A 19,583-nucleotide genomic window follows, 5' to 3' on the forward strand; every position below is an offset into this window, starting at 1 on the left:
TCGCTCTCGATGCCGTTGACCGACACATTCTCCCGGATGGTTTCTTCGATTGGATGTTCATGCGCAGGCATCGCAACCCTCCCGGCGCCCCGCCAGTCGGGCGAAACGCGGGGGAATCGGGATTGTTTCAGGATGCTCGGCCGCGGTCCCGGCGGAAACGAAGGGAATGCCCGCCCGCTCAGTTTCTGATCGCGAGGCGGCCTCGTCCTTCGCACGCGCGCGGCGCGCGCGGCTGGATAAGGCCTCAGTGAGCGCCGCAAAAATGAAAAGCCCCTCCTGCCGAGGAGCCGCCGAAGGCGGCGTCTCGAAGCATGAGGGGCATGAATGCCTGGTTCTTGACGCGGCCGAGGCGTGAGCGCCCCGGCCTGCCCGCGGGGCCTTAGCCCTTCGCCGCCGCGGCCACTTCCGCCGCGAAGTCGCTCGTCTGCTTCTCGATGCCCTCGCCGAGCGCGTAGCGGATGAAGCCCTTGATGGCGATCGGCGCGCCGGCCTTGCCCTCGAGCTCCTTCACCGCCTGCGCGACGGTCTTGCCGTTGTGCTCCGGGTGGTTGGAGACCTGATCGAGCAGGCAGACTTCCTTGGCGAAGGTCTTCACGCCCGACTCGACGATCTTGGCCAGCACGTTCTCCGGCTTGCCGGCGTTCTTCTCCCGCAGCAGATTGGCCTCGCGCTCGACCACGGCCGGGTCGAGGCCCGACGCGTCCATCGCCTGCGGATTGGCCGAGGCGACATGCATCGCGATCTCGCGGGCGAGCTTGGCGAGGACTTCCTTGTCGCCCGTCGACTCCAGCGCGACGATGACGGCGATCTTGCCCTGGCCGTCGACGACCTGGCCGTGCACATAGCGGCCGACGACGCCGTCGCCGACCGTGAGCGCGGCCGCGCGGCGCAGCGTGAGATTCTCGCCAATGGTGGCGACGGCGCTGGTGACGTTCTCGGCGACCGTGCCGCCGCCCGGATAGGCCTGCGCGCCGAGGTCCGCGGCGTCAGCCTTGCCGCTCTTGAGCGCGACTTCGGCGATGTTCTTGACGAGCGTCTGGAAGTCGGCGTTGCGCGACACGAAGTCGGTCTCGGAGTTCACCTCGACGACGACGCCGGTCTTGTCCCCGGTCAGCGCGGCGACCAGGCCTTCGGCGGCGACGCGATCGGCCTTCTTGGCGGCCTTGGAGAGACCCTTCTTGCGCAGCCAGTCGACCGCAGCCTCGAATTCGCCTTCGGTCGCGGTGAGCGCGGCCTTGCAATCCATCATGCCGGCGCCAGTGCTCTCGCGCAGTTCCTTGACGAGGGCGGCGGTGATCGTGGCCATGGTTGAAATCCTTCTGTTTCGCCGGTTGGAAGCATGCGGGCGGCTTCCCGGCTCTCTGGGGCGTTTATTGCGACGGGCGCCGGCTCAGGAAAGAGCCGGCGCCCGGGGTAAAGCCAAAAAATGACGGTCCGCGTTACGCGGACAAAAGCGCGCGCGCCTGATCGACCCAGCCGTCGCGGGAGATGCGGCCGTTGAGCTTGAGATCGGCGTCGACCTTCTCGACGTCGGCGGGCGTCATCGCGGCGATCTGCCAGTAATGGAAGACGCCGGCGTCATTGAGCTTCTTGACGAGCTGCGGACCGACGCCATTCAGCTTGGCGAGATCGTCGGGCGCGCCGCGCGGGGCGGCGAGAAGCTCGAAGGCTTCCGTCGACTCATAAGCCGCGCCGGCGCCAGCGCTGTCGGCGACCGCGGGCTCGGCTTCCGGCGCCTCGGCCTCGCCGAGGTCGACGCCCAGCGCGCCCTGGCTGCGGGAGATGCCGTCGATCGCCGCCTTGGCGATGAGATCGCAGTAAAGCGCAATGGCGCGGCCGGCGTCGTCATTGCCGGGGATCGGGAAGGTCACGCCGTCGGGATCGCAGTTGGTGTCGAGAATCGCCACGACCGGGATCTTGAGGCGGTTGGCCTCCTTGATCGCGAGCTGCTCCTTGTTGGTGTCGATGACGAAGATCAGGTCGGGCGTGCCGCCCATGTCCTTGATGCCGCCCAGCGCCTTTTCGAGCTTCTCGCGCTCGCGCGTCAGCAGCAGGCGTTCCTTCTTCGTGACGCCCTGGGCGCCGGCCGAGAGCTGGTCGTCGAGCTTGCGAAGACGGTTGATAGAGCCGGAAATCGTCTTCCAGTTGGTCAGCGTGCCGCCGAGCCAGCGGGAATTGATGTAATATTGCGCGCTGCGCTTGGCGGCGTCGGCGATCTGGTCCTGCGCCTGGCGCTTGGTGCCGACGAAGAGCACGCGGCCGCCCTTGGCCACCGTGTCGGAGACGACCTTCAGCGCCTGATGCAGCAGCGGCACCGTCTGGGCGAGGTCGATGATGTGGATGTTGTTGCGCGCGCCGAAGATATAAGGGGCCATCTTCGGGTTCCAGCGATGCGCCTGGTGGCCGAAATGAGCGCCCGCCTCGAGAAGGCCGCGCATGGAAAAATCGGGAATCGCCATGTTTTTTCTCCGGTTGAGCCTCGGCGAAAGCTTGGACGGGCCGGAAATCCGACCACCGGAAACGACGTCTTGGATCAGACGCCGTGAGACTTTCGCCTGTGGGATGCGCGCGCTTATAGGCGAAGCGCAGCCAAGGAGCAATAGCCTCGTCGCGCCGGTTGCGCGCCGACCCCCGCGCGCGCCCGAGCAGCCCGCCGGGAAAGGACCCGTGAGGGCGAAAACTTTAAATTTTGCGACGCAAAAATTATTTCCTCCGCGACCTGTTGTCGCAGTCTAATGCCATGAATTTATTGGCTTATATGGCAATTTTGAACCCTTAAAAACCGGTTTTACAGGCGCATTGCCAAGCGTTTTGAATCGAGCTAGGGTTACCTCGATGCGGCAAGCATTCTGGTAAAAAAACAACAGGGGGAAAACGCATGGCCGTCAACGTTCACAACTCCGGCGACATTGGCAAGATGCTGATCTGGGTTGCCGCTTTCGTCGGCTTCGTCATCGTCGCTCTCACGTGGGTTCCGGACTGGATCTCCCCCGAGGGCACCAACGGTACGGGCAACGGCACCGATCCGGGCGTCGGCCGCACCGTTCGCATGGTTCAGTAATCATACCCCTGCCATGGACTTGCCGGGGGCTTCGCTCCCGGTCTCGTCTTTGCAGGGTCGGCCATATTCTTTATGTGGTCGAGCAAATGGGAGCCGACGGTCTCGACAAGCTCGAGCGTCGGCCTCCTTTTTTTTTGAGCGGCGCGACGCCATGCAGACGCGCCTGTCGGACTAGAACTCGATCCCCGCCTGAGCCTTCACGCCCGCCGAGAAATGATGTTTCACCAGCGTCATTTCCGTCACCAGGTCGGCGGCGGCGATCAGTTCCGGCTTGGCGTTTCTTCCTGTGACGACGACATGAAGGTCGGCGCGTCGCGACCCGAGTCGGGAGAGAACCTCTTCGAGCGGGAGATGGTCGTAGCGCAGCGAAATATTCAGCTCGTCGAGCACCAGCAGGCGGACGCCGGGGTCATCCATCAATTCGCAGGCCTTGTCCCAGGCGCGGCGCGCGGCCGCTTCGTCGCGAGCGCGGTCCTGCGTCTCCCAGGTGAAGCCCTCGCCCAGCGTATGCCAGGACACCGGGCCGAGCTTTTCGAGCATCTCGCGCTCGCCGCTGCGCCACTGACCCTTGCCGAACTGCACGACGCCTACTTTCCAGCCGTGGCCGAGCGCCCGTAAGGCAAGACCAAAGGCCGCAGTCGATTTTCCCTTGCCTGGTCCGGTGTGGACCATGAGCAGGCCCCGTTGCGCGATGGTCTTGCCGGCGACCTCGGCGTCCTGCACGGCCTTGCGCTTTTCCATCTTGGCGCGATGACGGCGCGCGGCGTCGTTTTCCTCTTCGGTCAAGCCGGACTCCTCATTTGACGTCTCTAGAACCAACGCATATGACTGGTCGCGACGGTCCTTCGCAAGAAGGCGAACAGGGAACGCGGTGCGGGCACGCCCCAAAACCGCGGCTGCCCCCGCAACTGTAACCGGGAAGGCTGCGCCATCGGCCACTGAGCGAGAGGCTTGGGAAGGCGGCGCGGATGATGCACCGGAAGCCAGGAGACCTGCCGTCGCGGCGATGCTTCATCGCCTGTCGCAACATTTCGCCGCCGGTGGGGCGGCAGGGAGACGTCGCATGACGACCAACACCGCCGCCGTCCGCTCGCTTGCAACCTCGCGCGCGGAAGTTCTCAAAGCCGCCTTCGTCGCCTTTGTGCTTGGCGTCGGCCTCGTCTACGGCGCCGGCTTCGCCAATACCGAGAGCGTTCACGACGCGGCGCATGATTCGCGCCACGCGCTCTCTTTCCCGTGTCACTGATCGCCGCGCCACGCGACCCGTGATCGCGCGCCTTCTGGCGGCCGGCCTCGTCGCCGGCGTTGTTGCGGGACTCGCTGTCGCGGCCCTGCAGCATGTCACCACCACTCCCCTCATCCTCGCCGCCGAGGTCTATGAGGCGGCGCAGCATGCGCATGACGCCGCCGAACAGTCGGCGCCCGCTTTCGAGGGCCTGCGGCGCACCGCGGCGACGAGCGTTGCAACCGTCGCCGTCTGCATCGGCTATGCGCTGATCCTGCTCGCCGGCATGCTGGCGTCGGGCGACGGGATCGGACCGCGCCGCGCCGCGCTGTGGGGCGCCTGCGCTTTCGCAGCCACTGGCCTCGCCACCAGCCTCGGCCTCGCGCCGCAGCTTCCCGGCGCGGCGGAGACCGATCTTGTGGGCCGTCAGCTTTGGTGGTTCGCCACGGCCGTTTCGACGGCGTCGGGCCTTTATGCGCTTTTACGGGGAGACTCCGTCCTCGCCCGAGCGCTCGGCGTCGCGATGCTCGTCGCCCCGCATTTTTTCTGGCCGACGCCGGCGGCGCCCGAAAGCACGGTTCCGGCTGAACTCGCCGCGCGTTTCGCCGCCGCGTCGCTCGCAGTGCAGGCGACATGCTGGGTGCTCGCCGGCGCGCTCGCCGGCCTCGTCTGGCGGCTCTCGTCACGCGATGAAACGGAGGCGGCATGAGCGCGCAGAAAATCCCAGCGACCATCGTCACCGGCTTTCTGGGCGCCGGCAAGACCACGCTGATCCGTCACGTGCTGGAGAACGCCCGCGACCGTCGTCTCGCCCTCGTCATCAATGAATTCGGCGACGTCGGCGTCGACGGCGACATTCTGCGCGCCTGCGGCGTCGAGAATTGCCCCGACGAAAATATCGTCGAACTCGCCAATGGCTGCCTGTGCTGCACGGTGGCGGACGATTTCGTGCCGGCCATCGAAGCGCTGCTCGCGCATGAAAAGCGGCCCGATCACATTATCATCGAGACGTCCGGCCTCGCTTTGCCCAAGCCGCTGGTTAAGGCCTTCGACTGGCCGGCGATCCGCTCCAGGTTGACCGTCGACGGCGTAATCGCCGTCATTGACGGCAAGGCGGTTGCGGAAGGCCGCTTCGCCGACGATCTTGACGCGATCGCCGAGGAACGCGCCGCGATCGAGACGATCGACCACGACAATCCGCTCGAAGAGGTGTTTGAGGATCAGCTCGCCTGCGCCGATCTCGTCATCCTCAACAAGACCGATCTGCTCGACGAAGATGAAGCGCGCGAGGTGGCCGCGCGTCTCACGTCGGGCGCGCGCGCGGCGGTGAAACTCGTGCGCGCGCACGAAGGCAGGGTCGATCCGCTCGTGCTGCTCGGACTTGCGGCGGCGGCGGAAAATGATCTCGACAATCGCCCCTCGCATCACGACGCCGAGCCCGATCACGATCACGACGACTTCGACAGCTTCGTCGTGAGCCTGCCCGCCGCGTCCGACGCGGCGGCTCTCGTTGCGAAACTCGCAGACGTCGCGCGCGCCCACGACGTGCTGCGCATCAAGGGCTTTGTCGAGGTCGCCGGCAAGCCGATGCGGCTGCTCGTGCAGGGCGTCGGCGCGCGCATCCAGCACCATTTCGATCGCGCCTGGAATCCGGGCGAAGAGCGCGCGAGCCGGCTCGTGGTGATCGGCCAGAAAGGTCTCGATCGCGACGCCATCGCCGCCGCGCTGGCCCAGCCGTGACGCGCCATGCATCTCCTTCCGCGCGATCTTCATAGCCTCGACGACGCCGGCGCGGCGACGGATCTCAAGCAAACGCCGGGCGACATTGTCTTTCTGTCTTTCTCCGACTCGGAGCTGCGCCTCGTCGCCCGCCTGCATGACGAGGCGCGCGAGAGGCTTGCGAGCCTGCGCTGCGCCCAGCTCGCGCAGCTGACGCATCCCTATTCCGTCGATCTCTATCTCGACACCGTCGCGCGTCATGCGAAGCTCATCGTCGTGCGGCTCTTGGGCGGCAAGGATTATTGGGCCTATGGCGTCGAGCAGGTCGCGGCGCTCGCCCGCGCCCATGACGTGGCGCTCGCAGTCGTGCCGGGCGATACGGTCGCCGACATGCGGCTTGCGCAGGCGTCGACGCTCGACGCGGCGGCGCTGCATCGCATCTGGCGCTTCTTCCAGGACGGGGGGCGAGACAATCTGCGTTCGTTCCTCGCCTACGCATCGACTCTCGCGGGACGTCCGGCCGCCTGGCGTGAAAGCGCGCCTGTATCCAGCGCGGGCCGCTTCGACGCCGCCTGTTTCAGCGCCGCGGGCGACGCGCCGCGCGCGACGATCGTGTTCTACCGTTCGCTCTATCTCGCGGACGATGTCGCGCCCATCGAGGCGCTGGCCGAGGCGTTAAGCGCCCGCGGCTTTGCCGTCGACGCGCTTTATGTGGCGAGCCTCAAGGAAAGCCAAAGCGAGGCTTTCGTCGCGCAATCGCTCGATCGTTTTGCGCCCGACGTTATCGTCAACGCCACCGCTTTCTCCGCGCGGCGTGACGGCGGTTGCGTGCTCGATCGCGCCGACGCGCCGGTCTTGCAGGTCGCCTTGGCGACCTCGACGCGGGCCGCCTGGGCGGCCTCCGCGCGTGGGGCCAATGGCGCCGATCTCGCGATGAACGTCGTCTTGCCGGAAGTCGACGGCCGCATCTTCACGCGCGCCATCTCCTTCAAGGAGACAGCCGCGCGCGGCGCCGCCGAACTCGACGAGCCGCGCCACGCGCCGGAGCATTCGCGCATCGCTTTCGTCGCCGATCTCGCGGCGAATTGGGCGCGCCTGCGCCGCAAGCCGAACGGTGAGAAAAGCGTCGCGCTGATCCTTTCGGATTACCCCGCGCGCCGTGGACGAGGCGGCTATGCGATCGGATTGGACGCCGAGGCGAGCGTTGCGGAGATTGTGGCTGCGTTAGACCACGCCGGTTATTCGGTCGACGCCTCCCTGCGCAACACAAACGAACCCGCTTCCCATTCGCCTGCTCGACTGATCCGCGCGCTGGAAGAAGGCGCGGAAAGCGTCGACTTTCCGCTCGTCGATTACACGCGCCTGCTCACGACCCTCCCCGATAATTTTGTCGCCGGCGTCAATGAAACATGGGGCGCGCCGCAAGACGATCCGGCTATTGAAGACGGCGCCTTTCGCTTCTCCTGCCTTACAGCCGGCAATCTCGTCGTCGTCCTGCAGCCGGACCGCGGCGCGCGCGCGGAGCGTTACGAAACCTATCATGACATGCAGCGCCCGCCGCGCCATGCCTATGTCGCCTTCTATCTCTGGCTGCGTCATGTTCGTCGGATGGACGCGCTCATTCATCTCGGCGCGCACGGCACGCTGGAGTGGCTGCCCGGCAAATCGGTGATGTTGTCGCCGGACTGCGCGCCCGAGGCCGTCTTGGGGCCGACGCCGCTCATCTACCCCTTCATTGTCAACGACCCGGGCGAAGCCGCGCAGGCGAAGCGACGCACGAGCGCCGTCGTCATCGGCCATTTGACGCCGCCGCTCGTGCAAGCCGAACTCTACGACAAGGCGCAGCGAATCGAGACGCTGCTCGACGAATATGCGGCTGCGGCGTCGCTCGACCCCCGGCGCGCGAAGCTGATTGCTGAGGCCATCATCGACGAAGCCGAGCGCAGCGGACTCGCGGAAGAATGCGGCGCAACGCGCGAGACTGACCTTGCGGAGACGCTGGCGCGCCTCGACGCCTGGATGTGCGACCTCAAGGAGCTGCGCATTGGCGACGGGCTGCATGTCTTCGGGCGCGCCGACGATGACCCGGCGCGCAACGCCTGCGCCGCGTCCGAGCGCAACGCCTTGATCGCGGCGCTCGCAGGGCGCTTCGTGGAGCCCGGACCCGCCGGCGCGCCCTCGCGCGGCCGCGCCGACGTCATGCCCACGGGCCGCAATCTCTATTGCATCGACCCGCGCCATGCGCCGACGCAGACGGCTTATGACATCGGCCGCCGCGCCGCTCGGGAAGTTATGACGAACCATGCGCAGACTCATGGCGAGTTCCCGCGCGCGATCATGCTCGATCTCTGGGGCAGCGCCGCCATTCGCACGGGTGGCGAGGATTTCGCGCAGGCGCTGGCGCTGATGGGCGTCGCGCCGCGCTGGGACGACGCCAGCGCGCGCGTCATCGGCTTCGAGATTCTGCCGCAGGCCAAGCTCGACTTTCCGCGCGTCGACGTCACGCTGCATGTCTCCGGCCTGTTCCGCGACATGTTTCCCGGCCTCATCGCGCTCTTCGACGACGCCGTGCGCGCCGTCGCCGCGCTGGATGAAGACGCAGACTTCAATCCGTTGAAAGAAGGGTCCGACCTTGCCCGCATTTTCGGCGCGGCGCAGGGAAGCTACGGCCTCGGCGTGAGCGACAAGGTCGTGCGAAGCGACTGGAGGTCGCGGGATGATCTCGCAAACGCTTTTCTCTCCGCTGGCGGCCACGCGCTCGACCGCAATGGCGAAAGCGCGCCGGCGCGAGACGCGTTCAGCGCGCAAGTCGCGCGCGCCGACGCGCATGTGCATGTGCAGGATATGGCCGAAGTCGACGTGCTGACCGGCCCCGCCTTCGTCGATTACGAAGGCGGTTTCGCCGCGGCGAACAGGCTGCTCGGCGGCGACGCCGCTCTGGTGCATCTCGACGCGACGCGGCCCGACGCCTTGCGCGCAAGGCCGCTGCAGGACGAGATCGCGCGCGCGCTGCGCATGCGGCTTGCGAATCCACGCTGGCTCGACGGCCAGATGCGTCACGGCCATCGCGGCGGCGGCGAGATCGCCGAGGCGATCGACAATCTTTACGCCTTCGCGGCGACGAGCGGGCTTGTCAGCGACGCGCAATTCGAGCTCGCATTCTCAGCCACGCTCGGCGACGACAAGGTGCGCGATTTTCTTTGCCAAGAGAACCCGCGCGCGCTGGAAGCGATTGCGCGCGTATTCAGTGATGCGCTGGCGCGTCAACTTTGGCGCACGCGCCGCAACAGCGTGCGGGACGCGCTCGCCGATATCGGGGGCGCCGATGCCGAGCGCGCCTGAAGCCAAGGGCTGCCGCCCCGGCGCCCCAGAAGTGAAAGGCTGGTGTCCGGGCGCGTACGCCCCGATGCAGAGCAACGACGGCTTGCTCATGCGCGCCAAAATCGTCGGCTCGCGCATCGCCTCTGCGCAAGTTGAGGCGCTGGCCGCGATCGCATCCGCTTGCGGCAATGGCCTCGTCGACCTGTCGCAACGCGCGCAATTGCAGCTGCGCGGCGTGAGCGAGGCCACGCTCGGCGATGCGCTGCAGCGTCTCGACGCCGCCGGCCTGCTCGCGCCCGACGCTGACGCTGAACGCGTGACGAATATTGTCGCCTCTCCGCTCGCCGGCCTCGGCGTGGGCGCCTTCGACGCCAATGCGCTCGCGACCGAGCTGGCGCAAGGGCTGCAGGCGGATGCGTCGCTGCGCGCGCTCCCGCCGAAATTCCTCTTTGCCATCGACGACGGCGGTCCGCCGCCGCTGGACGACGTGGAAGCGGACATCCGCATCGAGGCGGCGCAAAGAGACAGAGTCGCCGTCAGCCTGGCCGGCGGCGACGATCGCGCCGCCGTTCTCGATCCGGCCGAAGCCGTTCCCGCCGCGCTCAGCCTCGCCCGGGCTTTTGTAGGGCTGCGCGATGGCGCGTTCGAGCTGCGCCGCATGCGCCGCCTCGTCGCCCGCCTCGGCGTGGACGCTGTGATGAATAAGGCGGAGATAATAGCCGAAGCTTACGTGCGACCCAGGCAAGCGGCGCCGGCCGCCTTTCTCGGCGCCGTCGGAACCAGCGTCTGCTATGCGGGCGTCGCCGCGCCGTTCGGCCGCTGGACGGCGGCGGAGCTTTTGCGCCTCGCGGCGCTGGCGCGAGAACACGGTTCTTCGGAGCTCCGCCTCACGCCCTGGCGCGCCTTTCTTATTCCAACGGAGACGCGCGAAGCGGCGCAGCGCATCGTCGCCGAGGCCGCCGCGCGGGGCCTCATCGTCTCGTCGGATGACCCGCGGCTCGCCGTCGTCGCCTGCCCCGGCGCGCCGGAATGTCCGCAGGCGCAGGGCGAGACGCGCGCGCATCTTGCGCGCCTTGCGCCACTCGCGCAAAAGCTTGCAGGGACGGATGGCGTCGGGCTCCATCTTTCCGGCTGCGCCAAAGGCTGCGCACGGCCGAAAAGCGCGCCCGTCACGCTCGTCGCCAGCAACGGCCTATTCGACCTTGTCGAAAACGGCGGCGCCGGCGACGCTGCGCATCTGAAGGGGCTGACGATCGACGCCGTGGAAAGCGCGCTCGCCGCGCGCACAAAGGAAAAGCTATGTCCGACGCCCTGACCTACATCCGCGACGGCGCGGCGATCTACGAGCGCTCCTTCGCAATCATTCGCAGCGAGGCCAATCTCGCGCGTTTTACGCAAGAGCAGGAAAAAGTCGCCGTGCGCATGATCCACGCCTGCGGCATGGTCGAGCTCGCCGACGACATCGAATTTTCGCCGACCTTCGTTGCAGACGCCAAAGCCGCCCTTCGCCGTGGCGCGCCCATTCTTTGCGACGCCAATATGGTTGCCCATGGCGTCACGCGCGCGCGACTGCCGGCGCAAAATCCGGTTGTCTGCACGCTGGCCGAGCCCGATGTCGCAACGATCGCCGCCGAGCTCGGCAATACGCGCAGCGCCGCCGCCATGGAGCTGTGGCGCAATCGACTCGACGGCGCCGTCGTTGCGATCGGCAATGCGCCGACGGCGCTGTTTCGCCTGCTCGAAATGCTCGACGAAGGCGCCGCGCGTCCCGCGGCGGTGATCGGCATGCCAGTGGGCTTCGTCGGCGCCGCGGAATCGAAAGAGGCGCTCGCCGCCGACGGGCGCGTGCCTTACGCGATCGTCAAGGGCCGCAAAGGCGGCAGCGCCATGGCTGCGGCGGCCATCAACGCGCTGGCGAGCGAGAAGGAATGAACGCTCTGCCGGCAAGATCGCAGGAGCGCGCCGTGACGCTCGGCGCGCTGATCGGCGTCGGGCTTGGTCCCGGCGACCCCGAACTCGTGACCGTCAAGGCGGCGCGCCTCATCGGCGAAGCCAAGATCATCGCCTATTTCGCCAAGCGCGGCCGCGCGAGCCACGCGCGCGGCATTGCAGAGCGCTACTTTCCGAAGGTTCGCGAAGAACTGCCGCTTCTTTATCCCGTCACGACTGAAATCCCGTTCGACGATCCGGCCTATGTCGCCGCGCTCGCGGGGTTTTACGAGGAAAGCGCCGCGCGCATCAGCGCCCATCTCGAACAGGGACTGGACGTCACGCTGCTGTGCGAAGGCGATCCGCTGTTCTACGGCTCCTTCATGCATATGTTCACGCGGCTCGAGCCGCGCTTCCGCGTCGAGATCTGCGCCGGCGTTTCCGGCATGTCGGGCTGCTTCGCGGCGGCGCGCCAGCCCATGACATGGGGAGACGACATTCTCACTGTTCTGCCCGCGACGCTCGACGAAGACACGCTCGCCGCGCGTCTCGCCGGCACCGACGCCGCCGTGGTGATGAAACTCGGCGGCAATTTCGCAAAACTCCGCCGCGCCATGCAGCGCGCCGGCGTGTTGGCGCGGGCGGTCTATGTTGAGCGGGGCGCGATGGCCGGCGAGAAGATCATGCCGATGAGTGAGAAGCAGGACGACGCGGCGCCCTATTTCTCCATGGCGCTGGTGCCGGGACAGGGCCGTCGTCCGTGAGCGGCCGTCTTTACATCGTGGGCCTCGGCCCGGCGGATGAACGCTGGCTGACCCTCGAAGCGCGCGAAGCGCTCGTCGAGGCGCAGGACATTATCGGCTACGAACCTTATGTCGACCGCGTGCCCCTGCGTGAAGGCCAGACGCGGCTCGCAAGCGACAATCGCGTCGAGCTCGACCGCGCGCGCGAGGCGCTGACGCGCGCACAGGGCGGGCGCATCGTCGCCGTCGTGTCGGGCGGGGATCCGGGCGTCTTCGCCATGGCGGCGGCCGTTTTCGAAGCGGTCGATCACGGCCCGCAGGAATGGCGCGATCTCGACATCCGCGTGCTCCCCGGCGTCTCCGCCATGCAGGCCGCGGCAGCGCGGCTCGGCGCGCCGCTCGGGCACGACTTCTGCGCGATATCGCTTTCGGATAATCTCAAACCCTGGGATGTGATCGAGAAGCGGTTGGAACATGCCGCGCGCGGCGATTTCGTCATCGCTTTATACAATCCGGCTTCCCGCGCCCGCCCGACGCGCATCGCCGACGCTTTTGCGCTGCTTCGGCGCTTTCTTCCCGGCGAGACTTTCGTTGGCCTCGCCAAATCCGTGGGCCGGGAAAAGGAAGAAATCATCCTGACGCAACTCGACGGCGTCGACCCTGCGCAGGTCGACATGGCGACGCTCGTCGTCATCGGCGCAAGCGGCACGCGTCGCATTGCGCGCCGCGGGGCCCGCGATTGGGTCTATAGTTCGCGGAAGGCGCTCTAGAATGGAGAAATGGCTCTCCATCATCGGCATCGGCGAAGCAGGGATCGAGTCGCTGCCGCCTGCCGCGCGCGCGCTCATCGCCAATGCGAGGCTGATCATCGGCGGCGCAAGACATCTTGCGCTCATAGGCGACGCGGCGGCGGAAAAGCTGAGCTGGCCCTCTCCGCTCACGGACGCCCTGCCGCGCCTTCTGGCCGAGCGCGGCAGCCCGACGGTCGTGCTCGCCTCGGGCGATCCCTTCTTCTACGGCGTCGGCGATCTCATCAGCCGGCATGTGTCGCGCGAGGAGATGTTCGTCATCCCATCGCCCTCCGCTTTTTCGCTCGCCGCCGCGCGGCTCGGTTGGAGTCAGCAGGATTGCGCTTTGCTGTCCCTGCATGGGCGCGCCTTCGAGCGTCTCACGCCGCATTTGCAGCCGCGCGCGCGCCTCCTTGCGCTCTCATGGGACGAGACGACGCCGGCGCGTATCGCCCAACGCCTCACCGCAAACGGCATGGGCGCGTCGCGGCTGATCGTGCTCGAACGCCTCGGCGGCCCGAAAGAACGCATCCACGAGACGCGCGCTGACGCGTTTTGTCTTGACGACGTCGCCGCGCTCAACACAGTCGCGATCGAGATCGTCGCTGATCCAAGCGCGCGCATCATCCCGCGCGCGCCCGGCCTGCCCGACGACTGGTTCGAAAATGATGGCCAGCTTACCAAGCGTGAAATTCGCGCCGTTACGCTCTCGGCGCTCGCGCCGCGCAAGGGTGAAACCTTATGGGACGTCGGCGCGGGCTCGGGCTCGATCTCGATCGAGTGGATGCTGAGCGATCCCAGCAATCGCGCCGTCGCCATCGAGCGTGATGCGCTGCGCGCGGCGCGCATTGCGCGAAACGCCCTCGCGCTCGGAACTCCCGATCTTGAAATCGTCACGGGCGCAGCGCCTCAGGCGTTGCTTGATCTGCAAGCCCCTGACGCCATTTTCATCGGCGGCGGCGCGAATGCCGAAACGCTGGAGGCGGCCTGGCGCGCGCTGCCCGCTCATGGCCGCATCGTCGCCAACGCGGTCACGCTCGAAACGCAGACGCTGCTGACGCAAGCCTTCGAAGAAAAAGGCGGCGACCTCACACATCTGCAAATCTCGCGCGCCCGCCCGGTCGGGCGCTTTCACGCGCTCGATCCCGCCATGGCGGTGCTGCAATGGCGCGGAGTGAAAGCGTGAGCGCACGTTACGCCGCCGGCATTGGCGCCCGCCGAGGCGTGGCGGCGGAAGCCGTCGTGGATCTCGTGCGCGAGGTCGCTTCCCGCCATGGCGCGCCGCTCTCGTCGCTGACGCTGTTCACGCTCGAAAGCAAGGCCGACGAAGCCGGGCTGCGCCAAGCGGCGGAGACGCTCGGTGTCAAACTTCTTTTCCTGCCGCTTGAAGCGCTCAGGGCGCGAAAGGGCGCGGCCCCGACTCACTCGCCGCGCGTGCAGGCCATGTTCGGCGTGGGCAGCGTCGCCGAAGCCGCCGCGCTCGTGGGCGCGGGACCCGGAAGCCGATTGCTCGCGCCCCGCGTTGCGACGCCTTACGTGGCCTGCGCGCTGGCGATCGGCGCAGAGGAATCAGAATGACCGTACATTTCATCGGCGCCGGCCCCGGCGCGCCCGATCTCCTGACGCTGCGCGGCCGCGATCTCATTGCGCGCTGCCCCGTGTGTCTTTACGCCGGCTCTCTCGTACCGGCAGGGGTCCTCGCGCATTGTCCGCCAAACGCGCGCATCGTCGACACGGCGCCGCTATCGCTCGACGACATCCTGATCGAAATGCAGGCCGCCGATGAGAAGGGCCTCGACGTCGCCCGCCTGCATTCGGGCGACCTTTCCATCTGGAGCGCAGTCGGCGAACAGACCCGCCGCCTGCGCGCCCTCGGCATTCCCTATACGATGACGCCGGGCGTCCCCGCCTTCGCCGCCGCCGCCGCCGCGCTGCAACGCGAGCTCACCCTGCCCGAGGTCGCGCAGTCGCTCGTCCTGACGCGCACCTCGGGGCGCGCCTCCGCCATGCCTGAGCGGGAAACGCTCCCGATCTTCGCCCAGTCGGGCGCGACGCTCGCGATCCATCTCTCCATCCATGTGCTGGCGCGCGTCGTCGAAGAGCTGACGCCCTTCTACGGCCCCGAATGCCCCGTGGCCCTCGTCTATCGCGCCTCCTGGCCGGATGAGACGATCGTGCGCGGCACGCTCGCCGACATCGAGACGCTCGCCGCACCGGCGCCGATGGAGCGTACGGCGCTGATCCTTGTCGGCCCCTCTCTCGGCGCGGAAGATTTCCGCGAAAGCGCGCTCTATGATGCGAGCTACGATCGGCGCTTCCGGCCGCGAGGAGAGCGGTGACGGCGCCTGGCCTGCTCGTCGCAGCGGCGCGGTCGAGCTCCGGCAAGACGACGCTGGCGCTCGGGCTCATGCGGGCGTTGGCGCGGCGCGGCCTGCGCGTCAGCGCCGTCAAATGCGGCCCCGACTATATCGACCCCGCCTTCCACGCCGCCGCGACCGGGCGCGACAGCCTCAACCTCGATTCCTGGGCCATGGCCCCCGGCGCGATCGCCGCATTGGCCGAGCTTGCCAGCGCCGACGCCGACATCATCATCGCCGAAGGCGCGATGGGGCTGTTCGACGGGGCGCCGGGCGGCGCGGCGGGAGTCGGCGCGAGCGCCGATATCGCCGCCCTGCTGGGCTGGCCCGTGCTGCTCGCGCAGGACGTTTCCGGACAGGCGCAGACGGCGGCGGCCGTCATTCGCGGCCTCGCGTCCCACGATCCGCGGCTGACGATTGCGGGCGTCGTCGCCAATCGCGTTGGCAGCGAGCGCCATCTTCGGCTCGTCGCCGACGCGGTCGCGGCGTTGGGCTTGCCGTTTTTCGGCGCGCTGCCCCGGGACGAAACGGTCCGTCTCCTCGAGCGGCATCTCGGCCTTGTACAGGCCAATGAGACTGAGGGCCTCGACGGACGGCTGAATGCGCTTGCGGATTTCGTCGAGAGGCGTCTCGACATCGAGGGAATCGCGCAAGCTGCCCGCGCCGGCCGCGTCTCGCCCGCGCCCGCTTTTGCGATAAAGCCCCCGGCGCAACGAATCGCCGTCGCCCGCGACGACGCCTTCTCCTTCTTCTACCCCCATCACGCGCGGGGCTGGCGCGCGGCTGGCGCTGAACTTCTTCCCTTCTCGCCGCTGGCTGACGAAGCGCCGCCCCCGGATTGCGATCTCTGCTGGCTGCCCGGCGGATATCCGGAACTTCACGCGGGGCGGCTGGCGCAATCCCGCAACTTCCTCTCGGGCCTCCGTCATTTCGCCAAGACGCGGCCGATACATGGGGAATGCGGGGGGTTCATGGTTCTCGGCCGCTCCCTGATCGACGCCAAGGGCGCGGCCCATGAGATGGCGGGCCTCCTGGATCTCGAGACCAGTTTCGCCACGCGCAAGCTGCATCTCGGTTACCGGCAGGCCAAACTCGCCGCCGACCACTTCCTGGGAAAAAAGGGCGCGAGCTTCCGGGGCCACGAATTTCACTACGCCACAGTCGTGAGACAATCGGGCGAGCCCTTCGTTCTGGCCAGGGACGCGTATGGCGAAACAGACAAAACCGAGGGCCTGCGGACCGGCGCCGTTTCGGGCTCCTTCTTCCACCTCATTGCGTAAGACAAAAAAAGGGGCCGCCGGAAGACCAGCGGCCCAAGTCAAGGGAGGAAACGCCCAAGGAGGGCTACGGAGCGAGACCAATCTCGCTGCGTAACCATATTCATAATGCTGCATCGCACAAGTGTCAAGAAAAAATTGCTGCAATGCAATCGCATGCCTGAAGGGCTGCTCCTGGCTCGCGCTTGGCTTCAGATTTATTGGGGATTAGGACGTCTTGGATGCGGGGGCAGGATTTGAACCTGCGACCTTCAGGTTATGAGCCTGACGAGCTACCGGGCTGCTCCACCCCGCGCCGAGACGCTAAAAAGCGCCGCTTTTGGGCGGCGCTATGTGTGTGATCGGAAGAGGAAGGTTGATGTGTTTGGCAGGCCTGGCGACGACCTACTCTCCCAGGTCTTGAGACATAGTACCATTGGCGCTGAAGCGTTTGACGGCCGAGTTCGGGATGGGATCGGGTCTGATCGCTTCGCCGAAGGCCACCAGGCCGGCGAAACACATCGAAGCAAATGGGCGCTTTTGGCGCTTGTCTTTCTATCTCGGCCCTGACGCATACGTCCGAAAAGTGCGTAGCGGTTTTCGGATGAACGTATGCGCAAGGATTGTGATGGGCGTTGATAAATGAGAGCGATCAAGCTCAATCGAGCTATTAGTACCGGTAAGCTACGCGCGTCGCCGCGCTTCCACACCCGGCCTATCAACGTGGTCGTCTTCCACGGCTCTCGAGGGAGAACTCGTTTTGAGGTGGGTTTCCCGCTTAGATGCATTCAGCGGTTATCCCGTCCATACATAGCTACCCTGCACTGCGGCTGGCGCCACAACAGGTCCACCAGAGGTATGTTCATCCCGGTCCTCTCGTACTAGGGACAAATCCTCTCAATTCTCCTACACCCACGGCAGATAGGGACCGAACTGTCTCACGACGTTCTGAACCCAGCTCACGTACCACTTTAATCGGCGAACAGCCGAACCCTTGGGACCTTCTCCAGCCCCAGGATGTGATGAGCCGACATCGAGGTGCCAAACAACCCCGTCGATATGGACTCTTGGGGGTTATCAGCCTGTTATCCCCGGCGTACCTTTTATCCGTTGAGCGATGGCCCTTCCACGAGGGACCACCGGATCACTATGACCGACTTTCGTCTCTGCTCGACTTGTCTGTCTCGCAGTCAGGCAGGCTTATGCCATTGCACTCGACGAGCGATTTCCGACCGCTCTGAGCCCACCATCGCGCGCCTCCGTTACTCTTTGGGAGGCGACCGCCCCAGTCAAACTGCCTACCATGCATTGTCCCGGCCCCGGATGACGGAGCGCGGTTAGACATCCATGACGATAAGGGTGGTATTTCAAGGGTGGCTCCACACGAGCTGGCGCCCATGCTTCAAAGCCTACCACCTATCCTACACATGCCGACACGAATGCCAATGCAAAGTTACAGTAAAGGTGCACGGGGTCTTTCCGTCTGACCGCAGGAACCCCGCATCTTCACGGGGAATTCAATTTCACTGAGCTGACGTTGGAGACAGCGGGGAAGTCATTACGCCATTCGTGCAGGTCGGAACTTACCCGACAAGGAATTTCGCTACCTTAGGACCGTTATATTTACGGCCGCCGTTTACCGGGGCTTCAATTCAAGGCTTGCACCTCTCCTCTTAACCTTCCGGCACCGGGCAGGCGTCAGACCCTATACGTCATCTTGCGATTTCGCAGAGCCCTGTGTTTTTGTTAAACAGTTGCCACCCCCTGGTCTGTGCCCCTCCGATCTGGTTGCCCAAACCGAAGGCCTCCTTATCCCGAAGTTACGGAGGTAAATTGCCGAGTTCCTTCAACGTCATTCTCTCAAGCGCCTTGGTATGCTCTACCAGTCCACCTGTGTCGGTTTCGGGTACGGTCTGATGTGGAGGCTATTTCCTGGCGCCGCTAGGCCGCCCGAACAATCCAGTAAGTTCGAACGACTTCCGCAACGCGTCACCATCCACTGGCTCACGAATATTAACGTGATTCCCATCGACTACGCCTTTCGGCCTCGCCTTAGGGACCGGCTAACCCTGCGAAGATTAACTTTACGCAGGAACCCTTGGACTTTCGGCGACACTGTCTTTCACAGTGTTTCTCGTTACTCATGTCAGCATTCGCACTTCCGATACCTCCAGAGCGCCTCACGGCTACTCCTTCAACGGCTTACGGAACGCTCCGCTACCGCTCATCCTTGCGGATGAACCCAAAGCTTCGGCTCGTGGCTTGAGCCCCGTTACATCTTCGGCGCGAGAACCCTTATTTAGACCAGTGAGCTGTTACGCTTTCTTTAAAGGATGGCTGCTTCTAAGCCAACCTCCTGGTTGTTTTGGGATTCTTACATCCTTTCCCACTTAGCCACGAATTGGGGGCCTTAGCTGTTGGTCTGGGTTGTTTCCCTCTCCACGATGGACGTTAGCACCCACCGTGTGTCTCCCGCATAGTTCTTCCAGGTATTCGGAGTTTGGTTGGGTTTGGTAAGTCTGTGGGACCCCCTAGCCCATCCAGTGCTCTACCCCCTGGAGAATACATGCGAGGCGCTACCTAAATAGCTTTCGCGGAGAACCAGCTATTTCCGAGTTTGGTTGGCCTTTCACCCCTAACCACAAGTCATCCGAGTCTATTTCAACAGACACCGGTTCGGTCCTCCAGTGCGTGTTACCGCACCTTCAACCTGCTCATGGCTAGATCACTCGGTTTCGGGTCTAAAGCAACGAACTGAACGCCCTGTTCAGACTCGCTTTCGCTGCGCCTACGCCTACCGGCTTAAGCTTGCTCGTTACTTTAAGTCGCTGACCCATTATACAAAAGGTACGCCGTCACCCTTGCGGGCTCCGACTGTTTGTAGGTATCCGGTTTCAGGGACTGTTTCACTCCCCTCGTCGGGGTGCTTTTCACCTTTCCCTCACGGTACTTGTTCACTATCGGTCGCTGAGGAGTACTTAGGCTTGGAGAGTGGTCTCCCCATGTTCAGACAGGATTGCACGTGTCCCGCCCTACTCGTATCCCATAGCCTTCGAAATCCCTACGGGGCTGTCACCCACTATGGCCCGACTTTCCAGTCGGTTCGAGTTAAAAGACTATGAGCATTGGCCTGGTCCGCGTTCGCTCGCCACTACTAACGGAGTCTCGTTGATGTCCTTTCCTC

The 19,583-nt window shown here is 65.5% G+C and carries 16 protein-coding genes, 1 tRNA gene, 2 rRNA genes and 1 riboswitch (1 of these 20 running past the window's edge); of the genes, 13 read left to right on the top strand and 6 right to left on the bottom strand.

Going from position 1 to position 19,583, the window contains the following annotated elements:
* Positions 1-379: 379 nt before the first annotated feature.
* Complete coding sequence (gene tsf / locus ACETII_RS21175) at positions 380-1,306, bottom strand: translation elongation factor Ts (RefSeq protein ID WP_363349284.1); 927 nt, start codon at positions 1,304-1,306, stop codon at positions 380-382.
* 133 nt (positions 1,307-1,439) lie between these two features.
* Positions 1,440-2,459, bottom strand: coding sequence for a 30S ribosomal protein S2 (locus ACETII_RS21180; protein ID WP_363349285.1), 1,020 nt, complete (start codon positions 2,457-2,459; stop codon positions 1,440-1,442).
* Positions 2,460-2,878: 419 nt separating this feature from the next.
* On the opposite strand from ACETII_RS21180, the gene ACETII_RS21185 reads away from it, so the two are divergent.
* A complete protein-coding gene (locus tag ACETII_RS21185) occupies positions 2,879-3,061 on the top strand; it encodes a hypothetical protein (RefSeq protein ID WP_363349286.1) in 183 nt (60 codons plus the stop codon).
* Between the two features lie 171 nt (positions 3,062-3,232).
* Here ACETII_RS21185 and cobO read toward each other — a convergent pair whose 3' ends face one another.
* Positions 3,233-3,847 carry a cob(I)yrinic acid a,c-diamide adenosyltransferase gene (gene cobO, locus ACETII_RS21190; protein WP_472786855.1) on the bottom strand — a complete coding sequence of 205 codons (615 nt, stop codon included), beginning with the start codon at positions 3,845-3,847 and terminating at the stop codon, positions 3,233-3,235.
* A gap of 35 nt (positions 3,848-3,882) precedes the next feature.
* A riboswitch (cobalamin riboswitch) is annotated at positions 3,883-4,075 on the top strand.
* Positions 4,076-4,124: 49 nt separating this feature from the next.
* Between cobO and ACETII_RS21195 the strand changes: the two genes are divergently transcribed.
* The 12 genes from ACETII_RS21195 to ACETII_RS21250 are packed head-to-tail and all read left to right on the top strand — an operon-like array spanning position 4,125 to position 16,423.
* Positions 4,125-4,307, top strand: a complete 183-nt coding sequence (locus tag ACETII_RS21195; protein ID WP_472786856.1) for a CbtB domain-containing protein — start codon at positions 4,125-4,127, stop codon at positions 4,305-4,307.
* A gap of 19 nt (positions 4,308-4,326) precedes the next feature.
* Positions 4,327-4,995 (top strand): CbtA family protein, encoded by a 669-nt coding sequence (locus tag ACETII_RS21200; RefSeq protein ID WP_472786857.1) that lies wholly within the window; start codon positions 4,327-4,329, stop codon positions 4,993-4,995.
* Positions 4,992-6,026, top strand: coding sequence for a cobalamin biosynthesis protein CobW (cobW, locus tag ACETII_RS21205; protein WP_472786858.1), 1,035 nt, complete (start codon positions 4,992-4,994; stop codon positions 6,024-6,026). The genes ACETII_RS21200 and cobW overlap by 4 nt, the downstream gene beginning before the upstream one ends.
* Before the next feature lie 6 nt (positions 6,027-6,032).
* The gene (gene cobN / locus ACETII_RS21210) at positions 6,033-9,347 is read left to right on the top strand and encodes a cobaltochelatase subunit CobN (RefSeq protein WP_472786859.1); all 3,315 of its coding nucleotides are present in this window, start codon (positions 6,033-6,035) and stop codon (positions 9,345-9,347) included.
* The gene (gene cobG / locus ACETII_RS21215; RefSeq protein WP_472786860.1) at positions 9,331-10,641 is read left to right on the top strand and encodes a precorrin-3B synthase; all 1,311 of its coding nucleotides are present in this window, start codon (positions 9,331-9,333) and stop codon (positions 10,639-10,641) included. Before cobN ends, cobG begins: the two co-directional genes overlap by 17 nt.
* Positions 10,626-11,258: a precorrin-8X methylmutase gene (locus ACETII_RS21220; protein ID WP_472786861.1), complete on the top strand. Its 633-nt coding sequence runs from the start codon at positions 10,626-10,628 to the stop codon at positions 11,256-11,258. Before cobG ends, ACETII_RS21220 begins: the two co-directional genes overlap by 16 nt.
* Positions 11,255-12,019 carry a precorrin-2 C(20)-methyltransferase gene (locus tag ACETII_RS21225; RefSeq protein ID WP_472786862.1) on the top strand — a complete coding sequence of 255 codons (765 nt, stop codon included), beginning with the start codon at positions 11,255-11,257 and terminating at the stop codon, positions 12,017-12,019. The genes ACETII_RS21220 and ACETII_RS21225 overlap by 4 nt, the downstream gene beginning before the upstream one ends.
* On the top strand, positions 12,016-12,768 hold the full coding sequence (cobJ, locus tag ACETII_RS21230; RefSeq protein WP_472786863.1) for a precorrin-3B C(17)-methyltransferase: 753 nt from the start codon (positions 12,016-12,018) through the stop codon (positions 12,766-12,768). Before ACETII_RS21225 ends, cobJ begins: the two co-directional genes overlap by 4 nt.
* 1 nt (position 12,769) lies before the next feature.
* On the top strand, positions 12,770-13,972 hold the full coding sequence (gene cbiE, locus ACETII_RS21235) for a precorrin-6y C5,15-methyltransferase (decarboxylating) subunit CbiE (RefSeq protein WP_472788200.1): 1,203 nt from the start codon (positions 12,770-12,772) through the stop codon (positions 13,970-13,972).
* Entirely contained in the window at positions 13,969-14,364 is a 396-nt protein-coding gene (locus ACETII_RS21240) for a cobalamin biosynthesis protein (protein ID WP_472786864.1), read from the top strand. The genes cbiE and ACETII_RS21240 overlap by 4 nt, the downstream gene beginning before the upstream one ends.
* Positions 14,361-15,125: a precorrin-4 C(11)-methyltransferase gene (cobM, locus tag ACETII_RS21245; RefSeq protein ID WP_472786865.1), complete on the top strand. Its 765-nt coding sequence runs from the start codon at positions 14,361-14,363 to the stop codon at positions 15,123-15,125. Before ACETII_RS21240 ends, cobM begins: the two co-directional genes overlap by 4 nt.
* Entirely contained in the window at positions 15,122-16,423 is a 1,302-nt protein-coding gene (locus ACETII_RS21250; RefSeq protein ID WP_472786866.1) for a cobyrinate a,c-diamide synthase, read from the top strand. Before cobM ends, ACETII_RS21250 begins: the two co-directional genes overlap by 4 nt.
* 215 nt (positions 16,424-16,638) lie before the next feature.
* On the opposite strand, the gene ACETII_RS21255 is transcribed toward ACETII_RS21250, so the two are convergent.
* The 3 genes from ACETII_RS21255 to ACETII_RS21265 form a co-directional block, all read right to left on the bottom strand.
* A tRNA-Met gene (locus ACETII_RS21255) sits at positions 16,639-16,715 on the bottom strand.
* A gap of 76 nt (positions 16,716-16,791) precedes the next feature.
* Positions 16,792-16,907: ribosomal RNA gene (gene rrf / locus ACETII_RS21260) — 5S ribosomal RNA — on the bottom strand.
* Between the two features lie 140 nt (positions 16,908-17,047).
* Positions 17,048-19,583, bottom strand: a 23S ribosomal RNA gene (locus ACETII_RS21265); it runs 404 nt beyond the window's last position.

This window comes from Methylocystis sp. NC52PC (assembly GCF_055698645.1).